This is a genomic window from Pseudomonas sp. SJZ079, assembly GCF_007993865.1.
Taxonomy (GTDB): Bacteria; Pseudomonadota; Gammaproteobacteria; order Pseudomonadales; family Pseudomonadaceae; genus Aquipseudomonas.
On the sequence record NZ_VIUH01000020.1, the window covers coordinates 1 to 25,151 of the forward strand.

The 25,151-nt window shown below is 64.6% G+C and carries 27 protein-coding genes; 18 read left to right on the plus strand and 9 right to left on the minus strand.

Going from position 1 to position 25,151, the window contains the following annotated elements:
- Nucleotides 1-247: 247 nt before the first annotated feature.
- Together FBY03_RS16850 and FBY03_RS16855 are read right to left on the minus strand one after the other, a co-directional pair.
- Entirely contained in the window at nt 248-715 is a 468-nt protein-coding gene (locus tag FBY03_RS16850) for a cupin domain-containing protein (RefSeq protein WP_147173520.1), read from the minus strand.
- The gene (locus tag FBY03_RS16855) at nt 715-1,167 is read right to left on the minus strand and encodes a flavodoxin (protein ID WP_147173521.1); all 453 of its coding nucleotides are present in this window, start codon (nt 1,165-1,167) and stop codon (nt 715-717) included. Before FBY03_RS16855 ends, FBY03_RS16850 begins: the two co-directional genes overlap by 1 nt.
- 102 nt (nt 1,168-1,269) lie before the next feature.
- Here FBY03_RS16855 and FBY03_RS16860 point away from each other — a divergent pair, with 102 nt between their 5' ends.
- Nucleotides 1,270-1,719, plus strand: a complete 450-nt coding sequence (locus tag FBY03_RS16860) for a PAS domain-containing protein (RefSeq protein WP_147173522.1) — start codon at nt 1,270-1,272, stop codon at nt 1,717-1,719.
- Between the two features lie 66 nt (nt 1,720-1,785).
- Nucleotides 1,786-2,394, plus strand: coding sequence for a hypothetical protein (locus FBY03_RS16865; RefSeq protein WP_147173523.1), 609 nt, complete (start codon nt 1,786-1,788; stop codon nt 2,392-2,394).
- 44 nt (nt 2,395-2,438) lie between these two features.
- On the opposite strand, the gene FBY03_RS16870 is transcribed toward FBY03_RS16865, so the two are convergent.
- Complete coding sequence (locus FBY03_RS16870; protein WP_147173524.1) at nt 2,439-3,392, minus strand: MerR family transcriptional regulator; 954 nt, start codon at nt 3,390-3,392, stop codon at nt 2,439-2,441.
- A 435-nt stretch (nt 3,393-3,827) separates the two neighbouring features.
- On the opposite strand from FBY03_RS16870, the gene folM reads away from it, so the two are divergent.
- The 5 genes from folM (at nt 3,828) to FBY03_RS16895 (ending at nt 6,250) form a co-directional block, all read left to right on the plus strand.
- Nucleotides 3,828-4,538 carry a dihydromonapterin reductase gene (gene folM, locus FBY03_RS16875; protein WP_147173525.1) on the plus strand — a complete coding sequence of 237 codons (711 nt, stop codon included), beginning with the start codon at nt 3,828-3,830 and terminating at the stop codon, nt 4,536-4,538.
- Nucleotides 4,539-4,560: 22 nt separating this feature from the next.
- Nucleotides 4,561-5,121, plus strand: a complete 561-nt coding sequence (gene folE, locus FBY03_RS16880; RefSeq protein WP_147173526.1) for a GTP cyclohydrolase I FolE — start codon at nt 4,561-4,563, stop codon at nt 5,119-5,121.
- A 2-nt stretch (nt 5,122-5,123) separates the two neighbouring features.
- Nucleotides 5,124-5,495, plus strand: coding sequence for a dihydroneopterin triphosphate 2'-epimerase (gene folX / locus FBY03_RS16885; protein WP_025166687.1), 372 nt, complete (start codon nt 5,124-5,126; stop codon nt 5,493-5,495).
- A gap of 111 nt (nt 5,496-5,606) precedes the next feature.
- Entirely contained in the window at nt 5,607-5,912 is a 306-nt protein-coding gene (locus FBY03_RS16890) for a DUF1244 domain-containing protein (protein ID WP_147173527.1), read from the plus strand.
- Complete coding sequence (locus FBY03_RS16895; RefSeq protein WP_147173528.1) at nt 5,909-6,250, plus strand: HopJ type III effector protein; 342 nt, start codon at nt 5,909-5,911, stop codon at nt 6,248-6,250. Before FBY03_RS16890 ends, FBY03_RS16895 begins: the two co-directional genes overlap by 4 nt.
- 69 nt (nt 6,251-6,319) lie before the next feature.
- Here the strand turns inward: FBY03_RS16895 and trxB are convergent, their stop codons facing one another.
- Nucleotides 6,320-7,267, minus strand: coding sequence for a thioredoxin-disulfide reductase (gene trxB / locus FBY03_RS16900; RefSeq protein WP_025166690.1), 948 nt, complete (start codon nt 7,265-7,267; stop codon nt 6,320-6,322).
- A gap of 120 nt (nt 7,268-7,387) precedes the next feature.
- On the minus strand, nt 7,388-7,987 hold the full coding sequence (locus FBY03_RS16905; protein ID WP_147173529.1) for a peroxiredoxin: 600 nt from the start codon (nt 7,985-7,987) through the stop codon (nt 7,388-7,390).
- 206 nt (nt 7,988-8,193) lie between these two features.
- On the opposite strand from FBY03_RS16905, the gene cysZ reads away from it, so the two are divergent.
- The 9 genes from cysZ to FBY03_RS16950 all read left to right on the plus strand — a co-directional run bounded on the left by cysZ (nt 8,194) and on the right by FBY03_RS16950 (nt 20,525).
- Nucleotides 8,194-8,949, plus strand: a complete 756-nt coding sequence (cysZ, locus tag FBY03_RS16910) for a sulfate transporter CysZ (RefSeq protein WP_147173530.1) — start codon at nt 8,194-8,196, stop codon at nt 8,947-8,949.
- A gap of 15 nt (nt 8,950-8,964) precedes the next feature.
- A complete protein-coding gene (locus FBY03_RS16915; protein WP_147173531.1) occupies nt 8,965-10,176 on the plus strand; it encodes a glycosyltransferase family 1 protein in 1,212 nt (403 codons plus the stop codon).
- Nucleotides 10,177-10,404: 228 nt separating this feature from the next.
- The gene (locus FBY03_RS16920; protein WP_147173532.1) at nt 10,405-11,175 is read left to right on the plus strand and encodes an HpcH/HpaI aldolase/citrate lyase family protein; all 771 of its coding nucleotides are present in this window, start codon (nt 10,405-10,407) and stop codon (nt 11,173-11,175) included.
- Nucleotides 11,176-11,193: 18 nt separating this feature from the next.
- Nucleotides 11,194-13,275, plus strand: a complete 2,082-nt coding sequence (locus tag FBY03_RS16925; protein WP_147173533.1) for a TonB-dependent receptor domain-containing protein — start codon at nt 11,194-11,196, stop codon at nt 13,273-13,275.
- 93 nt (nt 13,276-13,368) lie between these two features.
- Nucleotides 13,369-14,586 carry an acetyl-CoA carboxylase biotin carboxylase subunit family protein gene (locus FBY03_RS16930; protein WP_147173534.1) on the plus strand — a complete coding sequence of 406 codons (1,218 nt, stop codon included), beginning with the start codon at nt 13,369-13,371 and terminating at the stop codon, nt 14,584-14,586.
- A complete protein-coding gene (locus tag FBY03_RS16935; RefSeq protein WP_147173535.1) occupies nt 14,583-16,367 on the plus strand; it encodes an IucA/IucC family protein in 1,785 nt (594 codons plus the stop codon). The genes FBY03_RS16930 and FBY03_RS16935 overlap by 4 nt, the downstream gene beginning before the upstream one ends.
- Nucleotides 16,352-17,506 carry an MFS transporter gene (locus FBY03_RS16940; RefSeq protein WP_147173536.1) on the plus strand — a complete coding sequence of 385 codons (1,155 nt, stop codon included), beginning with the start codon at nt 16,352-16,354 and terminating at the stop codon, nt 17,504-17,506. The genes FBY03_RS16935 and FBY03_RS16940 overlap by 16 nt, the downstream gene beginning before the upstream one ends.
- Complete coding sequence (locus FBY03_RS16945; protein ID WP_147173537.1) at nt 17,503-19,341, plus strand: IucA/IucC family siderophore biosynthesis protein; 1,839 nt, start codon at nt 17,503-17,505, stop codon at nt 19,339-19,341. The genes FBY03_RS16940 and FBY03_RS16945 overlap by 4 nt, the downstream gene beginning before the upstream one ends.
- A complete protein-coding gene (locus FBY03_RS16950) occupies nt 19,338-20,525 on the plus strand; it encodes a type III PLP-dependent enzyme (protein WP_147173538.1) in 1,188 nt (395 codons plus the stop codon). The genes FBY03_RS16945 and FBY03_RS16950 overlap by 4 nt, the downstream gene beginning before the upstream one ends.
- Before the next feature lie 97 nt (nt 20,526-20,622).
- Here FBY03_RS16950 and FBY03_RS16955 read toward each other — a convergent pair whose 3' ends face one another.
- The 4 genes from FBY03_RS16955 to FBY03_RS16970 form a co-directional block, all read right to left on the minus strand.
- On the minus strand, nt 20,623-21,732 hold the full coding sequence (locus FBY03_RS16955; RefSeq protein WP_147173539.1) for an NADH:flavin oxidoreductase: 1,110 nt from the start codon (nt 21,730-21,732) through the stop codon (nt 20,623-20,625).
- Nucleotides 21,733-21,786: 54 nt separating this feature from the next.
- Nucleotides 21,787-22,380 carry a TetR/AcrR family transcriptional regulator gene (locus tag FBY03_RS16960; RefSeq protein ID WP_147173540.1) on the minus strand — a complete coding sequence of 198 codons (594 nt, stop codon included), beginning with the start codon at nt 22,378-22,380 and terminating at the stop codon, nt 21,787-21,789.
- Nucleotides 22,381-22,526: 146 nt separating this feature from the next.
- Nucleotides 22,527-23,009: a glutathione peroxidase gene (locus tag FBY03_RS16965; protein ID WP_147173541.1), complete on the minus strand. Its 483-nt coding sequence runs from the start codon at nt 23,007-23,009 to the stop codon at nt 22,527-22,529.
- 147 nt (nt 23,010-23,156) lie between these two features.
- Entirely contained in the window at nt 23,157-23,642 is a 486-nt protein-coding gene (locus tag FBY03_RS16970) for a peptidylprolyl isomerase (protein WP_025166703.1), read from the minus strand.
- Here FBY03_RS16970 and FBY03_RS16975 point away from each other — a divergent pair.
- Both FBY03_RS16975 and FBY03_RS16980 read left to right on the plus strand, forming a co-directional pair.
- Nucleotides 23,611-23,985, plus strand: a complete 375-nt coding sequence (locus tag FBY03_RS16975; RefSeq protein ID WP_147173542.1) for a DUF3565 domain-containing protein — start codon at nt 23,611-23,613, stop codon at nt 23,983-23,985. The genes FBY03_RS16970 and FBY03_RS16975 overlap by 32 nt on opposite strands.
- A complete protein-coding gene (locus FBY03_RS16980; RefSeq protein WP_147173543.1) occupies nt 23,961-25,145 on the plus strand; it encodes an acetate kinase in 1,185 nt (394 codons plus the stop codon). The genes FBY03_RS16975 and FBY03_RS16980 overlap by 25 nt, the downstream gene beginning before the upstream one ends.
- Nucleotides 25,146-25,151: the final 6 nt, after the last annotated feature.

Here is a 25,151-nt window from a genome sequence, read left to right on the forward strand (position 1 = left end):
GCGGGAAATGGCCCCCGCTGTTGTTGCAGGACTTGGCAAGGGAATGACCATTACCTGCGTCCTGCGCCTAATCGGGGGCCATTTCTCGCGGCAACACGGCTCGCAATGAAACGGCAACAGACCCTAGGAGTCTAGCGAGGGACGCGGCAAAGGTGAGTTGCCCTGGCGGCCAGCTCAGTGACTGTGCGAGTCAAGCGCCGGCTCAGCCCTGAGTAGCCGGGCTACGTCCCGGCCAGCGCAGCGATAATCAAAACAACTCGGGATACTGCTGACGCAGCTGTGGCCAGTCGCGCTGCGCCTCGAGGTCTTCGCTGAGCAGGCGGAAACCGGCGAAATCGAAGCCTGGCGCCACTGTGCAGCCGACCAGGCTGAAGTCGCCCAGGCTATGGGCCGCCTGCCAGGCATGCGCCGGCACCGCACGTTGCGGCAGCTGCTCGGCAGCGACCGGACCGAGTCGTTGCGCGCGCAACGTCGTGGGCGACTCGGCGATCAACAGCTCGAGCGGCGCACCTTCATGAAAATGCCACAACTCATCGGCATCCACCCGGTGCCAGCGACTGACCACGCCGGCCGGCAACAGAAACAGGATGGCCGTGGAGCACAGTCGCCCGCTGGGCAAGCGCTGCGCCGACTCGAACACCCGGCGGTAATAACCGCCCTCGGGGTGCGGCTGCAGCTGCAGCAGCTCGATCAGTTGCGTGGCGCGCGGATGCATCAGGCGTTCAGCGCCGCCATGAACTCGGCCAGCCAGGGCTCTGCGTCGGTTTCCGGAGTGACGCTCTCGCTGGCGTCCAGGCGCAGCATCGCCAGCACCTCGCGCACCCCCAGTTCGGCATACAGCTCGCGCACCAGCTCGCCGCCGCCGCAATAGGTGTCGCCATAACTGGCATCGCCCAGGGCGATCACCCCACCCGGCAAACCGCTCCAGGCCGGCAAGTGGTCGCGAATGGCGAAATACAGCGGCTGCAGGTTGTCCGGCAGCTCGCCCATGCCGGTGGTCGCGGTGACCACCAGAAAGGCTTGCGGGGCGAAGGCCTGCACATCCGCCAGACTGGCACGCGGGTTGTGCCAGGCCTGGAAACCGGCGTCTTGCAACAGTTTTTCGGCATGCCGGGCGACTTCCTCGGCAGTGCCATAGACAGAACCGGACAGGATCGCGACTTTCATAAACAACTCCGAAACATGCAAAATTCGCCGGGCATTATGCCGCAAGTACGCAGGCGTTCCGGATGTTTTAGAATGCGCCAACCTGGACTGGGAAATCGCCTCATGATCAACGCCAAACTGCTGCAACTGGTGATCGACGCCTCCAACGACGGCATCGTGGTGGCCGAACAGGAAGGCGATGACAACATCCTGATCTATGCCAACGCTGCCTTCGAGAAGCTCACCGGCTACGCCCGTGACGAGATTCTCTACCAGGACTGTCGCTTCCTGCAGGCCAATGATCACGACCAGCCCGGGCTGGCCGTCATTCGCCAGGCGGTGAAGCACCATCAGCCGTGCCGCCAGATCATCCGTAACTACCGCAAGGATGGCAGCGCATTCTGGAATGAACTGTCGATCACCCCGGTGTTCAACCAGGGCGATCAACTGACCTACTTCATCGGCATCCAGAAGGATGTCACCGAGCAGGTGCAGGCTCAGGAGCGGGTCCGACAGCTGGAGACCGAGCTGGCGACCCTGCAGGCGGAACTGACCGCGTTAAAAAGCCTGTAAGCGCTGCAACAAAAACCACATTTCGCAGTCTTAAGAGTTCAAGCCGCCTTCGTGTAGAACTCGCCCATGCAAGACCAGCCATTACTCACCCAGGCGGAACTGGAGTTTATCCAGCGCCTACAGGATCAACCTTTAGCCAAGACGCGCAAGAGCAAACCCAACCTGCAAGTCGATGCGTCCGGCCAAATCAAGGCGTTGCTTGCGCTCTGCGCATCCCATGAGCAGTTGACCATCGAGGCGCACTTCGCCAACCAGCGCATGACCTTCACCCCGCAGCTGATCGAAGACGAAGATCACCAACAGCACCTGGATCTCGGTACGCCGCAGATTTTCGATGAGGGCCCGGTTAGTCGTCCCTGGCGTTTGCCGCTGACCCCGCCCGTGGCCCTGCGCCAACGCAACACCAAACCGAGCGACCTGTGGGTGCATGAGCTGTCGATGAGCGGGCTGCTGATCGAACTGCGCGCGAAACGTACACCACCCGAGCACTTCAGCTTGATTCTGCCGTTGGCCGAACAGAAGCCGATCGCCATTCAGGGCAGTTTCGTGCGCAAAACCATTCGGGGTTTGCTGGTGTACCGACTCGACCCACTCGATCAACGTGGCGGCGCGCGTTTGCGTCAGTTCATTTATCAGCAGCACCGCAGGCTCTACCCCGAGGCGCACCCCGCTTGAGCGGTCGTTGAGTCGACTCTGAACTCGGCGCGGCGCGACTGGGATCAGGTATCCAGATGCCCCGCCAGAAACTGCTGCAAGCGACGCTGCATCAACCGTCCCTCATTACCCAAGCTGGCTATCGGCGAACCGCTCAAACTGTCTTCGGCCAACTCGGCGCCCTTGCCCGCCAGGGCCAGCGGGCAATCCAGGGCCAAGGCCAGACGCGCCAAAACGCGTGGCAGATCGTCACTCGGCGGCTGATTTGAAAACAACACCAGTGCCTGCGGTTGCATCCTCTCGCAGATCAGCGACAACTCCTGCAGCGGCTGGCCCAGGCCCAATACGCAGATGGCGATATCCGCACTGCTCAGCAGCAAACCGGCGACCAGCAACTCCAGTTCATGGCAATGCCCAGGCAAGGCGACCAGGAGCACCCGTTCCTCACTCTGCGTGCGCAGAATCTGCAGACGCTGTAAGGCGCGTGCCCGCAGGAAGCTATCGAAAAACAACCATTCGCTGGTCTGGCCAAACTCGCCTTGGCGCAACAACAGCTCCTGCCAGAGCGGCAGCAGAATGCCTTGAAACACCACAGGCAGCGGATAGCTGGAAAACACCTGACCGTACAACCGCTCCAGCCGCAATTCGTCAAAGCCGGCGATGGCACGGCGCAATTGTGCCTGCCACTCCAGCCATTCGTCGCCGGCAGCGTCTTGATAGACCGTGGCACTGGCGTGCTGGGCCGAGCTGTTGGTGGCGAGAATCTTGGCGACCTTGCTCACCGCCACCCCGCGCTCGATCCAGCCCAGAATACTGCGCACCGACTCGATGTCGGCCTGCGAGTAGAGCCGATGCCCGCTCTCGGTCCGGGTTGGCTGAATCAAACCGTAACGCCGCTCCCAGGCCCGCAACGTCACTGGGTTAACGCCCGTCACACGGCAAACCTCGCGTATGGGAAACAACTCCTCCCGTTTCAGGGCACTCGAGACCGGGGACGCAGCACCAACCAGATCGGACATGGGCAGAGGTATCACAATGAACAGGTTGCCGGCATTGTAACCCAGCCATTGGCGGCAGACGTTGGCCGCAATCTGTGCACAGGCGCTGTCTCCGTGGCGGCGTAGCGACAGAGCGTCACCGTTCGTAGACCGCCAATAGGCCAAGACAGGCAACAGACTCAGGCGAAGAACCGCCCAAATACCTATACGACACTGTTTAATATGCACAACTTAGTATCAGATTAACCATGGCTTTAGCTTCACTAAAAAGCCCATACAGCTCAAGGAAATAGACAGAATAACGGCTACAGCCGCAATAACCCTGCGGCGCCTAGGGTTGTACAGCGGCAGCGGCTGATATAACTTTGCAACTGGCTCAGTCGACGCAATGTCTTACTGGTCAGGTATCCCGGCATTGCGTCGCTGAGCCTCCCTTTTCATCGGTCAGAGTCGAGCATGAACGCTAGTGCAGCCCCAATATTGATCACTGGCGCCAGTCAACGCGTGGGCCTGTACTGTGCCGAGCGCCTGCTCGACGACGGTCATGCGCTGATCGTGACCTACCGCAGCGAGCGCCCAGGCCTGTCCCGCCTGCGCGAACGCGGCGCGCTGACCTTGCCGGCGGACTTTTCCAACGAGGCCAGCATCCTCGCTTTTATCGAACAGCTGAAAAACCAGACCGACAGCCTGCGCGCGATCATCCACAACGCCTCCGACTGGCTGAGTGAAATGCCCGGCCAGGAGGCCGCCGCCTTTACCCAACTGTTCAACCTGCACATGCTCGCGCCGTACCTGATCAACCTGCACTGCGCCGAGATGCTGCGCCAGTCGACGCCCGCCGACATCATTCATATCAGCGATGATGTGGTCCGCAAAGGCAGCGCCAATCGCCCGGCCTACTGCGCCAGCAAGGCGGGCCTGGACAGCCTGACCCTGTCCTTCGCCGCCAAGCTGGCGCCGCTGATCAAGGTCAACGGCATCGCCCCGGCGCTGCTCATGTTCAACCCCGAAGATGATGCCGCCTACCGCGCCAAGGCCCTGAAAAAATCCGCACTGGGGATAGAGCCGGGACCGCAGGTGATCTACCAGAGCCTGCGCTATCTGCTGGATAACCCTTACGTCACCGGCACCACCCTTACTGTCAACGGCGGCCGCCACCTCAAGTGAGGGGTGCGGCGAGGACCCATCGATGAACCACCATCTGTCCAATCACTACCGTGAGATCCTCATCGGTGTGGGTGAAGACCCCGAGCGTGAAGGCCTGCTGGACACGCCCAAGCGTGCGGCCAAGGCCATGCAATACCTGTGTCACGGTTACCAGAGCAGCCTAGAACAGGTGGTCAACGGCGCGCTGTTTGCCTCCGACAACGACGAGATGGTGATGGTCAAGGACGTCGAGTTGTACTCGCTGTGCGAGCACCACCTGCTGCCCTTCATCGGCAAGGCGCATGTCGCCTACATCCCCACCGGCAAGGTGCTGGGCTTGTCGAAGATTGCACGAATCGTCGACATGTATGCCCGGCGCCTGCAGATTCAGGAAAACCTGACCCGGCAGATCGCCGAAGCCATTCAGCAGGTGACCAACGCCGCCGGCGTGGCCGTGGTGATCGAGGCCCAACACATGTGCATGATGATGCGCGGGGTGGAGAAGCAGAACTCGCTGATGAGCACCTCGGTGATGCTCGGGGCGTTTCGCGAGTCGAGCAACACCCGCCAAGAATTTCTGCAACTGATCGGACGGAGTAAGTAGTTATGCCACGACTGGAACCTGGCATGGCGCGCATTCGCGTCAAGGACCTGCGCCTGCGCACCTATATCGGCATCAAGGAAGAAGAGATCAACAACAAGCAGGACGTGCTGATCAACCTGACCATCCTCTACCCGGCAGTCGAGGCGGTGCGCGACAACGACATCGACCACGCCCTGAATTACCGCACCATCACCAAGGCGATCATCCAGCATGTCGAAGGCAACCGTTTCGCCCTGCTCGAACGCCTGACCCAGGAGATTCTCGACCTGGTGATGACCCATGCGACCGTGCGTTACGCCGAAGTGGAAGTCGACAAGCCGCACGCCCTGCGCTTTGCCGAATCGGTATCCATCACCCTTGCGGGACACCGCTAGGCGACAGCCGGCGTGCGGCCCGGCGCCGCGACAGCGGGCCATTGCCCTCCGGCCAGCAGGCTCTTATCATCGCCGGCATCCCTGCCCTGCCGCCCTAGAGAGCACACCGCCATGACCGAGCAAGAACGTCTCGAACTCGAAGCCGCCGCCTTTCGCAGCCTGGTCCAACACCTGCGTAGCCGCCCCGACGTGCAGAACATCGACCTGATGAACCTCGCCGGCTTCTGCCGGAACTGCCTATCCAAATGGTACAAGGCGGCTGCCGACGACGCCGGCCTCGAGGTGACGCCGGACCAGGCCCGCGAAGAGATTTACGGCATGCCCTACAGCGAGTGGAAGAACAAATACCAGCAAGAAGCCAGCGCCAAGCAGCAAGCTGCATTCAATAAGCAAAGCACCGACGGCAAGAACACATGAGTGCACTCAGCGACTTCCGCGCGCGCTTGCACAGCGAGCAGTTCGCCTTTGCCGAGACCCTGGCGTTTATTGCCGAGCACTATGACTACCAACCCAGCGCCTTCAGCAATGGCGCGGTGGACAATGCCGCCGGGCAAAACGAGGGCTCTTGCAAGACCCTCGGCCTGGCGCTGCTCGAAGGCCTGAGTCTGGAAGAAACCCTGCAGTGCTTCGGCGAACATTACCGCAGTGTACTGGCCACCCCGGACGGCAGTGACCACGGCAATATCCGCGCCCTGATGGCCACCGGTCTGGCGGGCGTACGCTTCGAGCAACCCGCACTGAAGCGCAAAGCCTGACGTAGCGGTTTGAGCTGGCCACAAAAAGCCCCGCACTGAGCGGGGCTATTTTTTGTTGCGGCCTAAGACTTACTGACCGTCGAGGTAGCGCTCGACATCCAACGCTGCCATGCAACCGGCGCCGGCCGACGTGATCGCCTGGCGGTACACATGGTCGGCCACATCGCCCGCGGCGAACACGCCCGCTACGCTGGTGGCGGTGGCATTGCCGTCACGGCTGCCGCTAACCTGCATATAGCCATCTTTCAAGGCCAGCTGGCCCTCGAACAGCGAGGTGTTCGGCGTATGGCCGATCGCCACGAACAGGCCATCGACTTTAAGCTCATCGCTGCTGCCGTCGTTATTCTTTACCCGCACCCCGGTCACGCCCATGTTGTCGCCCAGCACCTCATCGACCTCGGCGTTCAGCTTGAGCACGATCTTGCCCTCGGCGACGCGCGCCTGCAGCTTGTCCTGCAGGATCTTCTCGGCGCGGAAGGTCTCGCGGCGATGCACCAGAGTCACCTTGCTGGCGATATTGGCCAGGTACAGCGCCTCTTCCACAGCCGTGTTGCCGCCACCGACCACCGCCACTTCGCGATTGCGGTAGAAGAAACCGTCGCAGGTAGCGCAGGCCGATACGCCTTTGCCCATGAATGCCTCTTCGCTTGGCAGGCCGAGGTAACGGGCGCTGGCGCCCGTGGCGATGATCAACGCGTCGCAACTGTAGGTCGCGCTGTCACCCACCAGGGTGAAGGGCTTGCCGGCCAGGTCCACGGCATTGATGTGGTCGAAGACGATCTCGGTCTCGAAGCGCTCGGCGTGCTCCTGCATACGCTGCATCAGTGCCGGGCCGGTCAGGCCGTGTACGTCGCCCGGCCAGTTGTCGACCTCGGTGGTGGTGGTCAGCTGGCCACCGGCCTGCATGCCGGTAATCAATAGCGGCTTCAAGTTGGCGCGCGCCGCGTAGACCGCCGCGCTGTAACCGGCCGGGCCGGAACCGAGGATGATCACGCGGGCATGACGTGTTGCAGACATAACTGACTCCTACCGGCCGGCTAACCGGCGCGAATAAAAAGGGGCAATCCAAGCACTTGGGGAAGGCTGTAGAAACGGAGGCCCCGAAAACGGTTGAACGAACTCGAACGGTGGCTGTTTTTACAGGGTTTTGGCGTTCTCGGCCAGGTACGCGGCCACGCCATCGGCAGTTGCCTGCATGCCTTTCTGCCCCTTGCGCCAGCCAGCCGGGCAGACTTCGCCGTGTTCTTCGGTGAATTGCAGGGCTTCGACCAGACGAATGACCTCATCCACTTCACGGCCCAACGGCAGGTTGTTGACCACCTGATGCTGCACCACGCCGCTCTTGTCGATCAGGAAGGTCGCACGCAGCGCCACGCCATCTTCGTGCTCGATGCCGTAGGCACGGGTGATCTCATGCTTGACGTCGGCGACCATGGTGAACGCCACTTCGCCGATGCCGCCCTTCTCTACCGGGGTGTTGCGCCAGGCGTAATGGGTGAACTGCGAGTCGATGGAAACGCCAACCACTTCCACACCCAGCTCGCGGAACTTATCCATGCGGTTGCTGTGCGCGATGATTTCCGAGGGGCAGACGAAGGTGAAGTCCAGCGGCCAGAAAAACAACACCACGTACTTGCCACGCAACTCGGCGAGGTTGAAGTCGTCGACGATGGAACCGTCAGCCAATACCGCGGCCGAAGTGAAGTCCGGGGCCTGCTTGTTGACCAATACGCTCATAAAAACTCCTGATAGGGATGTCAGTGACAAGGTGAGGAAAGTGCTGCGTAGGCTACCCAGGCCGTTTCGATTAAGGAAATATCAATTGCTAATTCGATGGATAGGTAACGCCTATAGCTGCACAGCAACGCGCAAACACCGCAGACTTTCCCCTACCCGACAAAGCCGGTAAGGTCGGCGCGACTTTATATCTGGCGGAGAACCCTATGCCTGCCCCCGTACTGTCCGGCCCGCAATACCTCAGCGAAGGCCTGAAACTGGTGCTGAGCCCCGGTCTGCGGCTGTTCGTGCTGCTGCCCCTGGCGATCAACCTGATCCTCTTCGTCGCCCTGGTCGGTTTCGCCGTGCAGCAGTTCGGCGGCTGGGTCGACAGCTTCATGCCGAGCCTGCCGAGCTGGTTGAGTTTTCTCGAGTACATCCTCTGGCCGCTGTTCGTGGTGCTGGTGCTGCTGATGGTGTTCTTCACCTTCACCATGCTGGCCAACATCATCGCCGCCCCCTTCAACGGTTTTCTCGCCGAGAAGGTCGAGGTGGTGGTGCGCGGCGAAGACAACTTCCCGGCGTTCAGCTGGGCCGAGCTGCTGGCCATGGTGCCGCGCACCCTGGGCCGCGAGGCGCGCAAGCTGAGCTATTTCCTGCCGCGCGCCATCGGTCTGCTGATCCTCACCTTTATCCCCGTGGTCAACCTGATCGCCGCGCCCTTGTGGCTGCTGTTCGGCGTGTGGATGATGGCCATCCAGTACATCGACTACCCGGCGGACAACAACAAGATGAGCTGGCAGGACATGCTCGCCTGGCTGCGCGAGAAGCGCTGGCAGAGCCTGGGCTTCGGCGGCATCACCTACGCCGCGCTGCTGATTCCCGGCGTGAACATCCTGATGATGCCGGCGGCCGTGGCCGGCGCCACCCTGTTCTGGGTGCGCGAGCGCGGCGAACGGGCCGTCACGGGACTGCCACGCTAGCGTCACAATCACTACATGACAGCAGCCGACACTGCTGTCATGAGCACATCCCCCCTGCTTGTCGCACTGATCAGCGAAACCTTCCCGCCGGAAATCAACGGCGTGGCCAACACCCTTGGCCGCCTGGTCGATGGACTGCATGCACGCGGTCATCGCCTGCAGCTGGTGCGCCCGCGGCAGGCTAGTGATAACGGCCGCAAAAGCGACGAGCGCTTGCTGCTGACCCGCGGCTGGCCGTTGCCCGGTTATCCAGGCCTGCAGTGGGGCCAGTCGTCATTACCCAGGTTGCTGCTCCACTGGAAAAAACAGCGCCCGGATGTGCTCTACATCGCCACCGAAGGCCCGCTTGGTCTGTCTGCCCTGCGCGCCGCGCGGCGCTTGCAGATTCCGGTGGTCAGCGGTTTTCACACCAACTTCCAGCAATACACCGGGCATTATGGGGTCGGCCTGCTGACCCGCGCGCTGACCCTCTATTTACGCTGGTTCCACAACCGCTCGCACATGACCCTGGTGCCCAGCGCCAGCCAGCAAACCGAGCTGCAGCGACGCGGCTTCGAGCGCTTGCGGTTACTGGCCCGCGGCGTCGACAGCCAGCTGTTCCACCCGGGCAAACGCTCGCGCGCGTTGCGTCGCCGCTGGGGGCTGGGCGAGGGCGATATCGCCGTGCTGCATGTCGGCCGCCTGGCTGCGGAGAAGAACCTCGGCCTGCTGGCCAGGAGCTTTCTCGCCCTGCAGGCGGCCCATCCGCAGCACCGGCTGAAATTGGTTCTGGTCGGCGACGGCCCACAACGCGCCAGCCTGCAACAGCTACTGCCGGATGCCGTCTTCTGCGGCCTGCAACGCGGTGAGGCGTTGGCCACGCACTACGCCTCGGGCGACCTGTTCCTGTTCCCCAGCCTCTCGGAAACCTTCGGCAATGTGCTGCTCGAAGCCCTGGCCTCGGGCCTGGGCGTGGCGGCTTTCAACCAAGCCGCCGCGGCCCAGCACATACGTCATGGGCACAACGGCGTCCTCGCCGGTGTCGAGGACGAATCGGGGTTTATCGCCGCAGCCAGCTGGCTGCTGAAGGATCCGGACAGCCTGCGCCGGGTCCGTCTGAACGCCCGCCTGCACGCATCCCGGCAAGGCTGGTCGGCGATAGTCGAGCTGTTCGAAGAGCATCTGCGCAGCGCCATGCGCCCCATCGGCGAACCGCCCGCCACGCACAGCCCCTGCCCTAACAGATAACACCACGCTTGCAGGCGCGAGCGCGGCCGGTCGCCGTCGCGCTGCGCCGACTCGCCGCGCGGGTCCCCAGCCGATGCCACTGCGGGGTTCTGCGCCATTGCCCTCCCCTGCATTTGCCCCTAGCGCCTGGTCGTGTCCGCCGATGCGCTGGAGGTTCGCAATCGCTTATTTACAAAGCTAAACGATAAGCATTATCATTTGATAACAATTAAGATTACGGAAGAACTTATGCTGCGGCCCTCCCCCGTCTTCGCTCGCCTGGAACGTGGTGAAGAAGCCTACGGCTTGCTCAACTCCCTGCCCTCGCCGCTGCTCTGCGAGATGATCGGCTTTGCCGGCTATCACTTCGTGATTCTGGATATGGAGCACCAGCTGCGTGGCGGTGACGAGCTGATGCACTGCCTGCGCGCCTGCGAAACTGCCGGCGTCTCGCCCTGGGTACGGGTGCCGGAAGTCGACGAGAAGCTGATCGGCCGGCTGCTCGATGCCGGCGCCGAAGCCATAGTCTTGCCGCGCGTGGAAAGCGCCGCCGAGGTCGCCCGCGCGGTCGCCGCGGCGCAGTTCCCACCGCTGGGCCGGCGCGGCATCAGTGGCGGTCGCGGCACCGGCTTCGGCACGCTTTCCCTGCCCCAGTACATCGAACTGAGCAATCGCCAGCCGCGCATCGTGCCGATGATCGAAAGTGCCGTCGGACTCGAGGCGCTGCCGGCGATTCTCGCCCTGCCGGGGGTCGCCATGCTCCTCGAAGGCGCCCTGGACCTCGCCCTCGACCTGCAGCTCGGCCCCGATCCGCTGCACCCGCACGTCTGGCAAGCCCTGCAACGCATGGCCGCCAGCTGCGCGCGCAGTCAGGTGCCCTTCTGTGCCAACCCACGTACTCCGGAGCAGCACAGCCACTGGCGCAGCCAAGGCATCCGCAGCTTTCTCGCCGGTGAAGACCGCGGTCTGCTGCACAACGCCCTGAAAACGCGCCTGCAGACCCTACAAACCCATACCTGAGACCTGAAGAAGCCCCCTATGACCCCTAACCGTTCGCTTACTATCCCCCTCAGCCTGTTGACGCTGGCCATCGCCCACTCCGCCATTGCCGAAGAACGCGCGCAGCAAGCCACCCTCGCGCCCATGGTGATCAAGGGCGACGTACTGGGCACGGCCAGCGACGCCGAAGTGCGCAGCTACCCCGGCAGTCGCAGCGTGGTCAGCGCCGAGGACCTGCGCAAAGCCAGCGTACGCGGCCTCGACGATGCCCTGCAGCGGGTACCGGGGGTCAAGGTGTTCGATGAAACCGGCACCGGCGCCTTGCCGCAGATTTCCGTGCGCGGCCTCTACGAGAGCCGCAGCGGCCGGGTCCAGGCGCTCTCCGATGGCATTCCCTTGTCCCTCGCACCTTATGGCCAGACCAGCCTGTCGCTGTTTCCGCAGACCCTGGCCACGGTCGAGCGCATCGACATCGTGCGTGGTGGCGCCGCCGTGCAATACGGGCCGAACAACGTCGGCGGGGTGATCAACTTCATCAGCAAGCCGATTCCGCAGCAGTGGCAAACCACCCTGCAGGAACGCGCGACTTTCGCCCCGGGTGGCCGCAGCCTGTGGGACAGCTATATCGGCACCGGCGGCTACCTGACCGACAACTTCGGCCTGCAACTGGACCTCAACACCGTGACCGGCGAATACGGCCGCGAACACTCCGACAGCGAAGTGCAGAACTATCGCCTGCGCGGTCAATGGGACATCGACGACGAACGCAGCCTGAGCTTCGGCGTACAACGCTACAAGGCCGACCTGGATCTGGCCGGCGCCCTCAGCGTGGCCGACTACAAGGACGACCCGCGTCAGTCGACCCGCGAGCTCGACCGTTTCGAGGGTGACACCGACCGGGTCTGGGGCACCTACAACCAGTACCTCGGCGCCATCGGCCCGTTCGACGCAGTGGAGTTCAGCTGGACCAACTTCGCCCACCACAGCTATCGCAACTTCATCATCGGCCTGCCCTTCACCCCGGACGCCACCCCGAACACCCTGCAGGACGCGCCGCGTGATTTCCGCGTCTGGGGCAGCGAGCCGCGCCTGAGCATGAGCATCGATGGCGACAGCGTCAGCCAGACCTGGCTGCTCGGCGCCCGCCTGGTCAAGGAAGACGTCGACTTCAAGGTCAACCGGCAGAACCTGGCCACAGGCGCGCACAGCGTGATCCGCGACTGGACCTTCGACGACGAAGCCAAGGCCGCCTACCTGAGCAACGAACTCAAACTGCTCGACGGCCGCCTGACCATCACCCCCGGGGTGCGCTACGAGCACGCACGCATGGAGTACGCCGACGGCGTCAGCGGCATCGAACGCGAAACCGTCGCCGAGGAATGGCTGCCCGGCCTGAGCCTAGGTTACCAGCTCACGGATGCCTGGTTCGCCTATGCCAACGCACAGAAATCCCTGCGTGCGCCGCAGATCACCTCGATCGTCAAAGACGGCGATGTCGCCGCCGAGCTGGCCTGGAACTACGAGACGGGCGTGCGCTACACCCCCTGGCAGGGCCTGCGCGTCGACCTCGGCCTGTACCGCATCGATTTCGAGGACCAGATCGAATACAACCGCAGCAACGACCGCTTCGAGAACCTTGGCAGCACCCGTCATCAGGGCATCGAGAGCGAAATCTTCTGGACCCCGGCGGCGCTGCCCGAGCTCGACCTGCACGCCAGCTACGCCTACCTCGACAGCGAGCAACGCACCGGCGCCTTCAAGGGCAATGAAGTGCCCTTCGCCTCCAGTCACCAAGTCGGTGTCGATGGTCGCTACCGCTTCGCCGATGCCTGGACCTACACCCTGGACGGCCTCTACGTCAGCAGCGCCTACACCGACGCCGCCAACACCCACGCGGAGAACGCCAACGCCACAGTCGGCCGCCTGCCTGCCTATTGGGTGTGGAACACCGCCCTGGAGCGCGAGTTCAAGCTCGACGACGGCAGCCTGCTGACCGCCTCCGCCGGGGTCAGCAACCTGTTCGACCGCCAGTACTACTTCCGCGGCATCGACACCAGCCCCTGGGGTCGTCAGGCCGCGCCCGGTCGCACCCTGACCCTAGGGGTCAACTACAGCTTCTGATCCGCACCATCCGCACCTAACCCACTGCCCTCTCCCGTTCCCGGTCGTGACTCACGACTCGGGCGGGAGGCGGCTGCCTCCTGGAGACTCGCCATGCAGCACACCAGCGCTCAACAACGGCCCATCGTGATCCTCAGCCATATCGTGCACCCGGCCATCACCGAGGGTTTCCTGCCCGCCGCGCGTAGGCGCGGGCAGCCCCTGCTGCTGATCACCGACCACGCCCAGGAACACCGCCACCAGCTCGCCACGAACGACTTCCCGGCCGCCGGCCTGGAAATCCTCGAGTGCGACGTGTTCAACCCGCTGGCGGTGATCGAACTGATCAACGCCCAGGGCCTGCGCCCGGCCGCGGTGTTCTGCAACAGCGATCATTTGCAGACCGCCACCGCCCTGGTGGCGGAGGCCTTCGGCTGCCCCGGCAAGGACTGGCAGCTGTGCTACGCGGCGAAGAACAAGGCGGCCATGCGCGAGCGCCTGCAGCGCCTCGGCCTGCCCGGCCCCTGGTTCCAGGTGCTGACGCCCGGCGCCGCGCTGCCGGCAGATGCGCCCTTCCCGCTGGTGGCCAAGCCACGCGAAGGGGTCGCCAGCCTGGATGTGCGCCTGTGCCACAACGCCAGCGAGCTGGCCGCGTTCTGCGCACAGTTCTGGCAACAACAGCCCAATCGCGCCCTGCTGCTGGAGGGCTACCTCGAAGGGCCACTGTTCACCCTGGAAACCCTCGGCGACGGTCACAGCCTGCAGGCCATCGGCGGTTTCGACGTCAGCCTGTCGCCACCACCGCACTTCATCGAACTGGCCGCACGCTGGAATGGCCCACTGAGCCAGGCCAACCGCGCCGCTGCCCTGGCCCAGGTCGCCGCCTTCGGCATCAACTTCGGCAGCTGCCACAGCGAGTTCATCCTCACCGCCGAAGGCCCGGTACTGGTCGAGATCAACTACCGCAGCATCGGCGATGGCCGCGAGTTTCTCCTCGAGCGCCTGCTGCCCCAGGGCTGGTTCGAGCGCATCCTCGCCGTGCACCTGGGCGAGCCGTTGCCCGCTCTCAGCGCCGGCAGCGCCACGGCCCTGGTGCACTACCTGATCGCCCGCGAGTCGGGCCGCCTGCAACGCGCGCCGGTCAGTTTCCAGCACGAGCAACCCGGCTACTGGTGCGACTACCGCGCGCTGCGCCAGGCCGGCGAGGAGATCCGCCTGAGCCACTCGAACAAGGACTACCTGGGCATCCTGCGCCTGATCGCCCCGGACGTTGCCAGCCTGGATGCACGGCTGCAGGAAGTGCTCGGCGAACTGAACGGGGAGCTGGCATGAGCCCGCACAACGCCACGGCCGTGATCGGCCAGCGGATCATCGACTGCTGCCTGCGCGAGGACATTCGCGGCCTGGTCAGCCGCGGCCAGGTGCTCGCGTTGCCGGCCGAGTTGGCGGCGCAGTGGCCAGGGCCCGCGAGCGCGAACTGGCTGTGCATCACGCACCTGGGTGGCAGCGAACTGTGGTTGCCGGTGCGCCACGGCGCCCCCTTGCAACGCTGGAGCGCGCTCGGCGATGCCTGGCTGCGGGTGGATCAGGGCCAGATCATGCTGGAGCAGGGCTACCCCGCCTGGCTGGCACACCTGAGCCACGACCTCGACCCGGAAAGCCTGGCGCTGTTCACCGCTTACCGCGCCGAAGCCGACTGTGCGGTAGAGCAGCGCACGCTCTGCCGTGCGGCCCACCGGCAACACGCCGGCGCACTCGCTGGTGTGCTCGACGAGGCCGACTGGGGCCGGCGCCTGCTCGGCATCGAACGCCTGGCCAGCTACCTCGATCACCCCTTCTACCCGACCGCCCGAGCCAAGAGCGGCTTCGATGCCGCCGCATTGCAGGCTTACGCGCCGGAGTTCGCCCCACGCTTGCGCCTCAACTGGTTGGCCGTACCGCAGTCGGCGCTGAGCCTGAGCAGCCCGCCGCCAGCGCTGTGGCCGAGCTTCGTCGAGGTCGGCCTGGACGACGCGCTGGCGGCCAGCCACGCGCTGTTGCCCGTGCACCCACTGACCTGGGCCGAGCTGGACCAGCACGGTGTGCCGGACGACGCGTTCAAGGCACCGCTAAGCGCCCTGGAAGTGCAGCCGACCCTCTCGGTGCGTACCCTGGTCTGCGTCGAGCAGCCGCAGCTGCATATCAAGCTGCCGCTGATGGTCTGCACCCTGGGCGCGCGCAACCTGCGCCTGATCAAGCCCAGCACCCTGTACGACGGCCACTGGTTCCAGACCTGCCTGCAGGCCCTCGCCGCGCGCGACCCGCAACTCGGCCTGCGCTACGTGCATGTGGATGAACAGCATGGCGGGCATGCCGCCGAGCAGCGCCATCTGGCGTATATCGTGCGGCGTTATCCAGGCGAACTGGAGCAGACCACGCTGGTGCCGGTGGCCGCCCTGGCCAGCCCGCAGGCGGACGGCCGGCTGTTTATTCAGCAGTTGGTCGAGCGCTTCTACGGCGGCGACCTGCAGCGCTGGCTGGAGGATTATCTGGAGCTGCTGCTGCAGGTGCACCTGCGCCTGTGGCTGGGCTACGGCATCGCCCTGGAAGCCAACCAGCAGAACGCCGTACTGATCTTCGAGGCGGGTCAGCCGCTACGCCTGCTGATGAAGGACAACGACGCCGCGCGGCTGTGGCCCGAGCGCTTCGCCGCGGCTTGCCCGGACCTGGCCCAGAGTCCCGCCGCGCTGCGTGACCCGCGCATCCGCGTCAACGGCTTCCGCGCGCTGGCGGAGATGTTCTGCACCATCACCCTGCAACTGAATATCGTCGCGCCCCTGGAAGCCATCGCCCACGCCGGCCTGGGCCAACGCGCGCGGCTGTATGCCAGCCTGCGCGAGAGCCTGCACGATTGCCTCGAGCAGTTGCAGCGCGAAGGCCTGCCCGTAGACGAAGCCCGGCACTTTCTGCTGGACAGCGCCAAGCTGCCGGTGAAATACCTGCTGAGTGCCGGCAGCCTGTTCAGCAAAGCGCACTTGAGCCGGGAGCAGTCCGCCGTCCAGGACATCAACAAGTTCTACGGCTACAGCGCGGCGAACTTCCTCCTGGAGGGCGCGCCATGCAGCGTCGACTGATCGCCAGCGTGCTGCTTGGCCACTACCTGTCGGCCTTCACTGCCCTGGGCATTCCGCTGTACTTGCCGCGCATCCTCGCCGACCTGGCGCCGGATGCGCCGGGCTGGAGCATCGGCGTGCTGTTCATCCTGCCGACCCTGTGCACCGCCCTGGCGGCGCCCGTCTGGGGTTACCTGGCGGACCGCCACGGCTGTCGCCTGTCCTTGCTGCGCGCCCATGCCGGGCTGTTCGGCGGTTTTCTGCTGGCCGGGTTCAGCAGCGACCTGACGCTGTTCGCGCTGGCGCTGATCATCCAGGGCACCTTCGGCGGCGCCATGGCGGCGTCCAACGCCTATCTGGCGACCCAACTGCAGGATGCCAGCCTGTCGCGCGCGCTGAACTGGACCCAGTACTCAGCGCGCCTGGCGATGATCAGCGGGCCGATCCTGCTGGGTCTGCTCACCGCCCAAGGCTTGGGCCTGGAGCTGTACCACTACCTGGCCTGGCTGCCCTTGCTGGCCTTCGCCCTGATCCTGCCGTTGCCGGCCGACCCACCTCGGACCAAGCCGAGCGCGTCCCGCACTGCCAGCCCAGCCGCACGCCTCGGCCAACTGCCGGCGGACCTGTTGCGCCTGCTCGCGGTGCAGTTCCTGTTCAGCTTCGCCATGGTGGTGACCTTCCCCTACTTCGTGCCCTACGGCGAGGCGCTGGGGATCGGCAATGACGCGTTGATCGGTCTGCTCTACAGCCTGCCGCACCTGGTCTACCTGTTCGCCCTGCCCTGGGCCCAGCGCCAGGCCAACAACCCGTTGCTGCTCGGCCTGTTGCTGCTGGCCCTGAGCAACGCCCTGCAGTTTTTCATCGGCCAGCCCGAACCGCTGTTCGTCCTGCGCCTGCTCAGTGGCGCCGGCATGCTGCTCGGTTTCGTCGGCCTGCACCGCTGCCTTAGCCAGCGCAGCCGTCAGGGCGGCGCCGGGCGCCTGTTCGGCTGGTACGACGCCAGCGGCAAATGGGCCGGCAGCGCCGCCGGCCTCACGGCCGGTCTGGTCAGCCAGTGGTGTGGCAGTGCTTCCCCCTTCCTCGTCGCCTGTGTGGCCGCATTCGCGGCGCTGCTGTTGGCGCGTTCCTTAGTCGCTTGTCCACAGGAGCTTCCAGCATGACCCTCGCCCTAACCCCCTTGTCGCTACGTGACCTGGCGCTGGACGGCGACGCCCAGCGTCACGCCATCGAGAACCTGCTCAACTGCTACCTGCGCGAATACGCCCTGCCGCGCGGCGAAGCCGACCTCGATTGCCAGGGTCTCGACCTGCCCATGAGCCTGCGCCAACAAGGCGCCCGACGCATCGGCATCCGTCTGGCCCAGGGCGCGCGCTTGCTGCTGCTGGCCGACCGCACCAGTGTGCTCGGTCGCTGCCGCTTCATCAGCGCGCCCTACCTGAAACGTCCTGGCCAGGGCTGGCACCCCTTGCACCTGGCCGAACTGGCGCGCCTGCTGCTCGCCCCGCTGAACGACCCGGAGCGCCATGGCGAACTGCTGCAGCAGATCGACAACAGCCTGCAGATCACCCGCACCTTCCTGCGCCACGCCCACGCCGCCAACCAGCAACCGGGCGAAAGCCGGGCGCAAACCGACAGCCATGAGCGAACAGACAGCCTTGAGCCAACAGACAGTCATGCGCGAACGGATAGCCTGCTGGCCTCCGAGCAGCACCAGATCTGGGGGCATGCCCTGCATCCGACGCCAAAGAGCCGCGACGGCGTCTCGCCGCAAGACCTGCTGGCCTGTTCGCCGGAAGTCGGCGCGCTGTTCCCGCTGCACTGGTTTCGTGTCGATCCGGCGCTGATCCGCCACCAGGGCGAGGACCCGCGCGCGACACTGCGCCAGCTCTGCGGCCGCGACGACCTCTACCCCTGTCACCCCTGGGAAGTGCAACGGGTACTGGCCGACCCCTTGGTGCGCCGCGCCCAGCGACAGGGCTTGCTGGAACCCCTGGGCCCACAGGGCATGGCGCTGTATCCGACGTCCTCGGTGCGCACCCTCTATCACCCCGAACTGGCGCACTTCCTCAAGTTCTCGGTGCACGTGCGCCTGACCAACTGCGTACGCAAGAACGCCTGGTACGAACTGGACAGCGCGGTGGCCCTGACGCGCCTGCTGACCCCGCTGATGGCCGAGCTGGCCCAAGTGCAGCCAGGCTTTCAACTGATGCCGGAGCCGGCCGCCAGCACCCTCGACCTGAGTGCATTGGGCAGCCTGGAGCAAGCCCGCGAAGTCACCGAGTGCTTCGGTATTGTCTATCGGCAGAACCTCGATGCGAGCTGCCGCCAACGCTATCAGCCACGGGTGGCGATGGCCCTGTTCACCTGGGACCTGCACGGCCAGAGCGTCTGCCAGGCCCTGGTCGAGCAGTGCGCGGCGCGGCTCGGGCTCGACTACGCCAGCGCAGCGCTGCGCTGGCTCGACGGTTATGCCGAACAACTGCTCGGCGGCGTGCTGTACTGCCTGTTCCGCCAGGGCGTGGTGCTGGAACCGCACCTGCAAAACACCCTGCTCGGTTTCGACGAGCAAGGCCTGCCTTGCCGGGTGTGGATCCGCGACCTCGAAGGCACCAAGCTGGTGCCCCAGCACTGGCCTGCGGCGCAACTCGAACACCTAGGCGAACGCACTCGCGCGTCGCTCTATTACAGCCCTGAGCAAGCCTGGAAACGGGTGGCCTACTGCACCCTGGTGAACAACCTGGGCGAGGCGATCTTTCACCTCGCCGCCGGCGACGAGGGGCTGGAACAGCGCCTGTGGCGGCAGGTCGGTGAACGGCTGGAAACGCAATGCCAGCGCCTCGACGACCCACCCGCCCTGCGCGAGCTGTGCGCCGGCGCGCCGCTGCCGAGCAAGGAGAACTTCATGACCCGCCTGCTGATGCGCGCCGACCGCGAGGCCGGCTACACCGCCCTGCCCAACCCGCTCACCTATCAGCGCGCGGAGGTGCGCCCATGAGCCTGCCGCAGCGCGTTAACCAGGCCATCGATGACTTGCGCGCCCGGCGCCAGGAACCGCTGTGCGCCTACCTCTATGACCTCGACGCCCTGGCCCGGCATGTGCGGCAGATGCGCGCGCTGCTGCCGGACAACTGCGAGCTGTTCTACGCCGCCAAGGCCAACCCGGAAGCAGCGATTCTGCAGACCCTGGCGCCGTTGGTGGACGGCTTCGAGGCGGCCTCCGGTGGCGAACTGCGCTGGCTGTACCAGCGGTGCCCGCAGCAGCCGCTGATCTTCGGCGGCCCCGGCAAGCTCGACAGCGAACTGGCGGCGGCCATGGACTGCCGGGTCGCGGCCTTCCATGTCGAAAGCCTCAACGAGCTGCGCCGTCTGGCACGCATCGCCGAGGCCAGCGGGCGGCCGGCCCCGGTGCTGTTGCGCTTGAACCTGAAGTTGGCCGAGGCACCCGACAGCCGCCTGGTAATGGGCGGCAAGCCAACGCCGTTCGGCCTCGACGAAGATGCCCTGGAGCAGGCCTTGCTCTTGCTGCGCGACGAGCCCTGGCTGCAGTTGCAGGGCCTGCACTTCCACCTGCTGTCCCATCAGCTGGACGTGGCCGCACACCTGAAGCTGATGCGTTGCTACTTCCGCACCTTCCGTCGACTGTGCGCCGAACACCAGCTCGAGCTACCGCTGCTGAATGTCGGCGGCGGCATGGGCATCGACTACCGCAACCCGCAGCACTCGTTCGACTGGGCGCGCTTCTGCCAGGGCCTGCACCGGCTGATCGACGAAGAAGAGATGGGCGCTGTGCGCATCCGCTTCGAAATCGGCCGTTTTATCAGCGCCGCCTGCGGCTACTACCTGATGGAGGTGCTGGACATCAAACGCAACCACGGTGAGTACTTCGCCATCGGCCGTGGCGGCACCCATCACTTCCGCACGCCCGCGGCCCAGGGCCATGACCATCCGTTCGTGATAGTGCGCACAGGGCAACCGGCCGAGGTGAAGGGTCAGCCCGTCACCCTGGTCGGCCAGCTCTGCACGCCCAAGGACGTGCTGGCCCGCCAGCAGCCGGTGGCCGCCTTGGCGGTCGGCGACCTGCTGGTATTCCTCCTGGCCGGCGCCTACGCCTGGAACATCTCGCACCGGGACTTTCTCATGCATGAACCGCCACAGATGCTGTTCCTCCCACCTGAATAGCACGGCCGCCGACGCTTTTCTCCAGGCGAAAAAAAGCCCCGATGTGCCAGGGCTCGAAAAAAGTTGCGCGGTTGTCCCGCGCAACGGGGAAACGCTATTAGACCAGGCTCATCAGTGCCTGACGGCTAAACGGCAGGATGTCGCCTTCGCGGCCATCGCGCACCTTGATCGCCCAATCCGGGTCGACCAGCAAGGCGCGACCCACGGCTACCAGGTCGAACTCCTGCTTGTTCAGGCGTTCCAGCAGATTCTCCAGGCTGGCCGGCTCGGCGACCTTGTCGGTGTTGACCATGAACTGCAGGAACTCGCCGTCCAGGCCGACGCTGCCGACGGTGATGGTCGGCTTACCGGTGAGTTTGCGCGTCCAGCCGGCCAGGTTCAGCTCGGAGCCGTCGAATTCCGGCTCCCAGAAGCGTCGGGTCGAGCAATGGAAGATGTCCACGCCGGCGTCGCTCAGCGGCTTGAGGAAGGCCTCGAGGGCTTCCGGGGTTTCCACCAGGCGCGCGCTGTAGTCCTGCTGCTTCCATTGCGAGAAACGGAAGATGATCGGGAAGTCCGGGCCGACCGCGGCGCGCACCGCCTGGATCAGCTCGATGGCAAAGCGCGAACGCTGGGCCAGGTCGCCGCCGTACTCGTCGGTGCGCTGGTTGCTACCGGCCCAGAAGAACTGGTCGACCAGGTAGCCGTGGGCGCCGTGGATCTCCACGCCATCCATGCCGATGCGCTGGGCATCCTTGGCAGCCTGGGCGAAGGCGCCGATGACTTCCTGGATGTCGTCCTGGGTCATGCCATGCACCACGACCTTGCCGTCCTTGAGCTTCTCGCTCGGGCCATAGCCCGGCACCGCTGCATCCGGCTCGGTGCCGAGCTTGCGTACGTTGCCCACGTGCCACAGTTGCGGAACGATCTTGCCGCCTTCGGCGTGCACCGCCTCGACCACTTTCTGCCAACCGGCCAGGGCGTCCTCACCGTAGAAACGCGGCACGTTGGGGTAGCCGTTGGAAGCCTTGTGGCCGACCGTGGTGCCTTCGCTGACGATCAGGCCGACGCCAGCCGCCGCACGGCGACGGTAGTACTCGATGACCTTGCTGTTGGGCACGCCGCCCGGCGAAAACGAACGGGTCATTGGCGCCATCACGACACGGCTTGGCAGCTCCAGCGCACCAAGGTTGAACGGTTGAAACAAGGCTTTTACCGGGGCGTTCATCTTCTCTCCTCTAGCCGGTCCGGGACCGACCCTTTGGTTGATCGGGTATAAAAATCAGGCGCGCAACAACAGCTGCAAACGCTGCAGAAAATCGTCCAGCACGTGGGTATTGCTCGATACTTTCAGGCGGGTCAGCGCACCTTGCCAGGCACTGGCGATAAAGCTCGCCAGGTTTGCGCAATCCTCGTCCGCCGCCAGCTCGCCGGCGGCCTGCGCCTGTTGCAGGCAGTGTTGCAGGGTGTCCGCCGAGTGCTGCAGGATGGCATCGACCTGGGCACCGAGGACCGGCGACAGCTCGGCCATCTCGAAACTCAGGCTGCCGATAAAGCAGTGATATTCGCGCTTTTCCTGGCGGGCGAAGTGCCCCACCAGCTCCGCGTAATAGCCGAGAATCCGCGCGCGCGGCGCCAACGCCGGGTTACTCAGGGCCTCGGCATAGCGCTGCAAGCGTGGGGCGTAGACCTGCTGCAAGGCCTGCAGGGCGAAGTCTTCCTTGCTGGCGAAGTAGTGGTAGAAGGAGCCCTTGGGCACGCCGGCGGCCTGGACGATTTCCTGCACGCCGGCGCCGTGATAACCGCGACGGGTCATCACCTCGGCACCTTTGGCGAGGATCAGTTCACGCTTGTCGAATCGTAGGCGGCTATTCATGCCGGCAAGAATATGACCGGTCGTCTAGTCCAGCCCAGCACTATTGATCGAGGTGATTAAGGATAAGAAGGCTGGCGCTATGCGGCTAAGCCTGAAAACAAGCGCAGCCGGGGGCGCTGCATGCCCCCAGCTTCAAGTGGCTAGGGTCAACTCAAGGCTTTTTCGATGGCCTGAATCAGGGCCGGATCATCCGGTGCGGTGCGTGGCGAAAAGCGCGCCAGCACCCGACCGTCCTGGCCGACCAGAAACTTCTCGAAGTTCCAGGTGATGTCGCCCGGAAACTCCGCCCCCTCGCCGGCCAGCAGGCGATACAGCGGGTGACGACCGGCACCGTTGACTTCCAGCTTGCTGCCCAAGGGAAAGCTCACGCCGTAGTTCAGGCTGCAAAACTCACGAATGGCCTCCTCGCTGTCCGGCTCCTGCCCGGCAAACTGGTTGCACGGCAGCCCGAGTACGCTGAAGCCCTGCGCGCGGTATTGCTGATAGAGTTTTTCCAGCCCGGCATATTGCGGCGTCAAACCACACTGGGAGGCGACGTTGACCACCAACAGCACCTGCCCCTTGAAAGGCGCCAGCGGCAGCTCTTGGCCATCCAACCCACGCAGATTCAGGTCGTGAAAGGCACTCATGACTAACTCCTTGAGAACGCAGCAGATTTCACACAGCGGACAAAAAAGGCGCCTATCAAGGCGCCTTTCTCTTAACTCAGCTTAGCAGCCGGCGGAACAGTTGAGACGACCATAAGTCGTTTTCGACGCCGAGCGACAGACTGGTGATCAGTGCTGATGGCCACCTTCGCCATGCACGTGACCATGGGCGACTTCTTCGTCGCTGGCATCACGTACTTCGACGACCTTGACCTTGAAGTTCAGGCGCTGGCCAGCCAACGGGTGGTTGCCGTCGACGATCACATCGTCGCCTTCCAGCTCGCGGATGGTGACGATCTGCATGCTGCCGTCCGGGCCGGAGGCGTGGAACTGCATGCCCACTTCCAGCTCGTCGACGCCTTCGAACATCGAACGATTGAGGGTCGCGACCAGCTCGGCGCTGTACTCGCCATAGGCATCGGCAGGCTCGACGGAGACGTCCAGCTCATCGCCAGCCTGCTTGCCGACCAGGGCGCTTTCCAGGCCACCGATGATGTTGCCGGCACCGTGCAGGTAGACCAGCGGAGCGCCGCCAGCAGAACTGTCGATCACCTCACCGGCATCGTTGGTCAGGGTATAGTCGATGGAGACGGCCTTATTGGCGGCGATCAGCATGGGGCGAGACCTTTTGCGTAGAAATAAAGAACGGACAAGTTTAACCAAGGGTGCGCCCGAAAGCGAACCGAGCACAGACGGACGGCTGAGCAGCGGCTGCGTGCGCCTGCTTGATCTGCGTCAGGATGAAGACGGCCATTGGCTGGCAGTCTTGTCCTGCGGCCATACCCAACACCTTCGCCATCAACCGCCCTGGCAGAACCGTGCCTGGGTGCTCGACCCGCAGCAACGCCGCGAACAGCTGGGGCGGCCCTTCGACTGTGGCTGGTGCAGCGCAGCGGCGGCAGCGGCGCCGGGCGAAGCCAACCAGGAGGGTAGATGCCTGCACACAACATTCTGGTGATCAACTGCGGCAGCTCGTCGATCAAGTTTGCCGTGGTCAACCAGACCCATGCACCGTTCGCCTTGAGCGGCGAAGCCGAACGTCTCGGCAGCCCTGAGGCGGTGCTGAACTGGCAACTTGCGGGTGAGAAGGCCAGCCTGAAAATTGCCAACGGCGATCACCGCACCGCCCTCACCCAGCTTCTGCCGATAGTGGAGCGCGCCGCGGGCGGGACGCTGCGCGGCATTGCTCACCGCGTGGTGCATGGCGGTGAGCAGTTCGCCAGCGCCCGCCGACTGGATGCCGATGCATTAGCGGCCATCCGCGCCCTGGCGCCACTGGCACCGCTACATATCCCGGTCAACCTGCTGGGCATCGAGGCGGCCATCGAGCTGTTTCCCACCCTGCCCCAGGTTGCCGTGTTCGACACCGCCTTCCACCAGACCCTGCCCGAGCATGCGTTCCGCTATGCGCTACCGGAACACCTCTACCGCGAGCATGGCGTGCGCCGCTATGGCTTTCACGGCACCAGCTATCGCTTCGTCAGCCATCGCGCCGCCGAACTGTCCGGCCTGTCGCTCGGTGACAGCAGTTGGCTGGCGGCCCACCTCGGCAATGGTTGCTCGACCTGTGCCATCGTCAACGGCCAGAGCCTCGACACCAGCATGGGCCTGACGCCGCTGGAGGGGCTGGTGATGGGCAGCCGCAGTGGCGATGTCGACCCCAACCTGCACAGCCACCTGGCCCGCACCCTGGGTTGGAGCCTGGAGCAGATCGAGCAGATGCTCAATCAGGACAGCGGCCTGCTCGGTTTGTCCGGGCTGTCCAACGACATGCGCAGCCTGGAGCAGGCTCGCGACCAGGGTCATGCCGGCGCCTCCCTGGCCATCGAGGTGTTCTGCTACCGCCTGGCTAAGTCGTTGGCGGCCATGAGCTGCGCACTGCCGCAACTGGACGGGCTGATCTTCACCGGCGGAATCGGCGAGAATTCGCCGCTGATCCGCAGCAAGACCGTGGCCCACCTCAAGCTGCTCAACCTGGCGCTGGACAAACCGGCCAACGCGCGCACAATTCGCGGAGCCAGCGGCCCCATTCAGGCCCATGGGCACCCTCGGGTGCTGGTGGTGCCGACCAACGAAGAGCGGCAAATCGCCCTGGATACCCTGGCGCTGCTTAACTGATCCCGA

Bases quoted from the DNA above. Each gene is read 5' to 3' on its own strand.
- FBY03_RS16850 (WP_147173520.1), bottom strand. From the start codon at position 715: ATGCATCCGCGCGCCACGCAACTGATCGAGCTGCTGCAGCTGCAGCCG.
- FBY03_RS16855 (WP_147173521.1), bottom strand. From the start codon at position 1,167: ATGAAAGTCGCGATCCTGTCCGGTTCTGTCTATGGCACTGCCGAGGAA.
- FBY03_RS16860 (WP_147173522.1), top strand. From the start codon at position 1,270: ATGATCAACGCCAAACTGCTGCAACTGGTGATCGACGCCTCCAACGAC.
- FBY03_RS16865 (WP_147173523.1), top strand. From the start codon at position 1,786: ATGCAAGACCAGCCATTACTCACCCAGGCGGAACTGGAGTTTATCCAG.
- FBY03_RS16870 (WP_147173524.1), bottom strand. From the start codon at position 3,392: ATGTCCGATCTGGTTGGTGCTGCGTCCCCGGTCTCGAGTGCCCTGAAA.
- folM (WP_147173525.1), top strand. From the start codon at position 3,828: ATGAACGCTAGTGCAGCCCCAATATTGATCACTGGCGCCAGTCAACGC.
- folE (WP_147173526.1), top strand. From the start codon at position 4,561: ATGAACCACCATCTGTCCAATCACTACCGTGAGATCCTCATCGGTGTG.
- folX (WP_025166687.1), top strand. From the start codon at position 5,124: ATGCCACGACTGGAACCTGGCATGGCGCGCATTCGCGTCAAGGACCTG.
- FBY03_RS16890 (WP_147173527.1), top strand. From the start codon at position 5,607: ATGACCGAGCAAGAACGTCTCGAACTCGAAGCCGCCGCCTTTCGCAGC.
- FBY03_RS16895 (WP_147173528.1), top strand. From the start codon at position 5,909: ATGAGTGCACTCAGCGACTTCCGCGCGCGCTTGCACAGCGAGCAGTTC.
- trxB (WP_025166690.1), bottom strand. From the start codon at position 7,267: ATGTCTGCAACACGTCATGCCCGCGTGATCATCCTCGGTTCCGGCCCG.
- FBY03_RS16905 (WP_147173529.1), bottom strand. From the start codon at position 7,987: ATGAGCGTATTGGTCAACAAGCAGGCCCCGGACTTCACTTCGGCCGCG.
- cysZ (WP_147173530.1), top strand. From the start codon at position 8,194: ATGCCTGCCCCCGTACTGTCCGGCCCGCAATACCTCAGCGAAGGCCTG.
- FBY03_RS16915 (WP_147173531.1), top strand. From the start codon at position 8,965: ATGACAGCAGCCGACACTGCTGTCATGAGCACATCCCCCCTGCTTGTC.
- FBY03_RS16920 (WP_147173532.1), top strand. From the start codon at position 10,405: ATGCTGCGGCCCTCCCCCGTCTTCGCTCGCCTGGAACGTGGTGAAGAA.
- FBY03_RS16925 (WP_147173533.1), top strand. From the start codon at position 11,194: ATGACCCCTAACCGTTCGCTTACTATCCCCCTCAGCCTGTTGACGCTG.
- FBY03_RS16930 (WP_147173534.1), top strand. From the start codon at position 13,369: ATGCAGCACACCAGCGCTCAACAACGGCCCATCGTGATCCTCAGCCAT.
- FBY03_RS16935 (WP_147173535.1), top strand. From the start codon at position 14,583: ATGAGCCCGCACAACGCCACGGCCGTGATCGGCCAGCGGATCATCGAC.
- FBY03_RS16940 (WP_147173536.1), top strand. From the start codon at position 16,352: ATGCAGCGTCGACTGATCGCCAGCGTGCTGCTTGGCCACTACCTGTCG.
- FBY03_RS16945 (WP_147173537.1), top strand. From the start codon at position 17,503: ATGACCCTCGCCCTAACCCCCTTGTCGCTACGTGACCTGGCGCTGGAC.
- FBY03_RS16950 (WP_147173538.1), top strand. From the start codon at position 19,338: ATGAGCCTGCCGCAGCGCGTTAACCAGGCCATCGATGACTTGCGCGCC.
- FBY03_RS16955 (WP_147173539.1), bottom strand. From the start codon at position 21,732: ATGAACGCCCCGGTAAAAGCCTTGTTTCAACCGTTCAACCTTGGTGCG.
- FBY03_RS16960 (WP_147173540.1), bottom strand. From the start codon at position 22,380: ATGAATAGCCGCCTACGATTCGACAAGCGTGAACTGATCCTCGCCAAA.
- FBY03_RS16965 (WP_147173541.1), bottom strand. From the start codon at position 23,009: ATGAGTGCCTTTCACGACCTGAATCTGCGTGGGTTGGATGGCCAAGAG.
- FBY03_RS16975 (WP_147173542.1), top strand. From the start codon at position 23,611: ATGGAGACGGCCTTATTGGCGGCGATCAGCATGGGGCGAGACCTTTTG.
- FBY03_RS16970 (WP_025166703.1), bottom strand. From the start codon at position 23,642: ATGCTGATCGCCGCCAATAAGGCCGTCTCCATCGACTATACCCTGACC.
- FBY03_RS16980 (WP_147173543.1), top strand. From the start codon at position 23,961: ATGCCTGCACACAACATTCTGGTGATCAACTGCGGCAGCTCGTCGATC.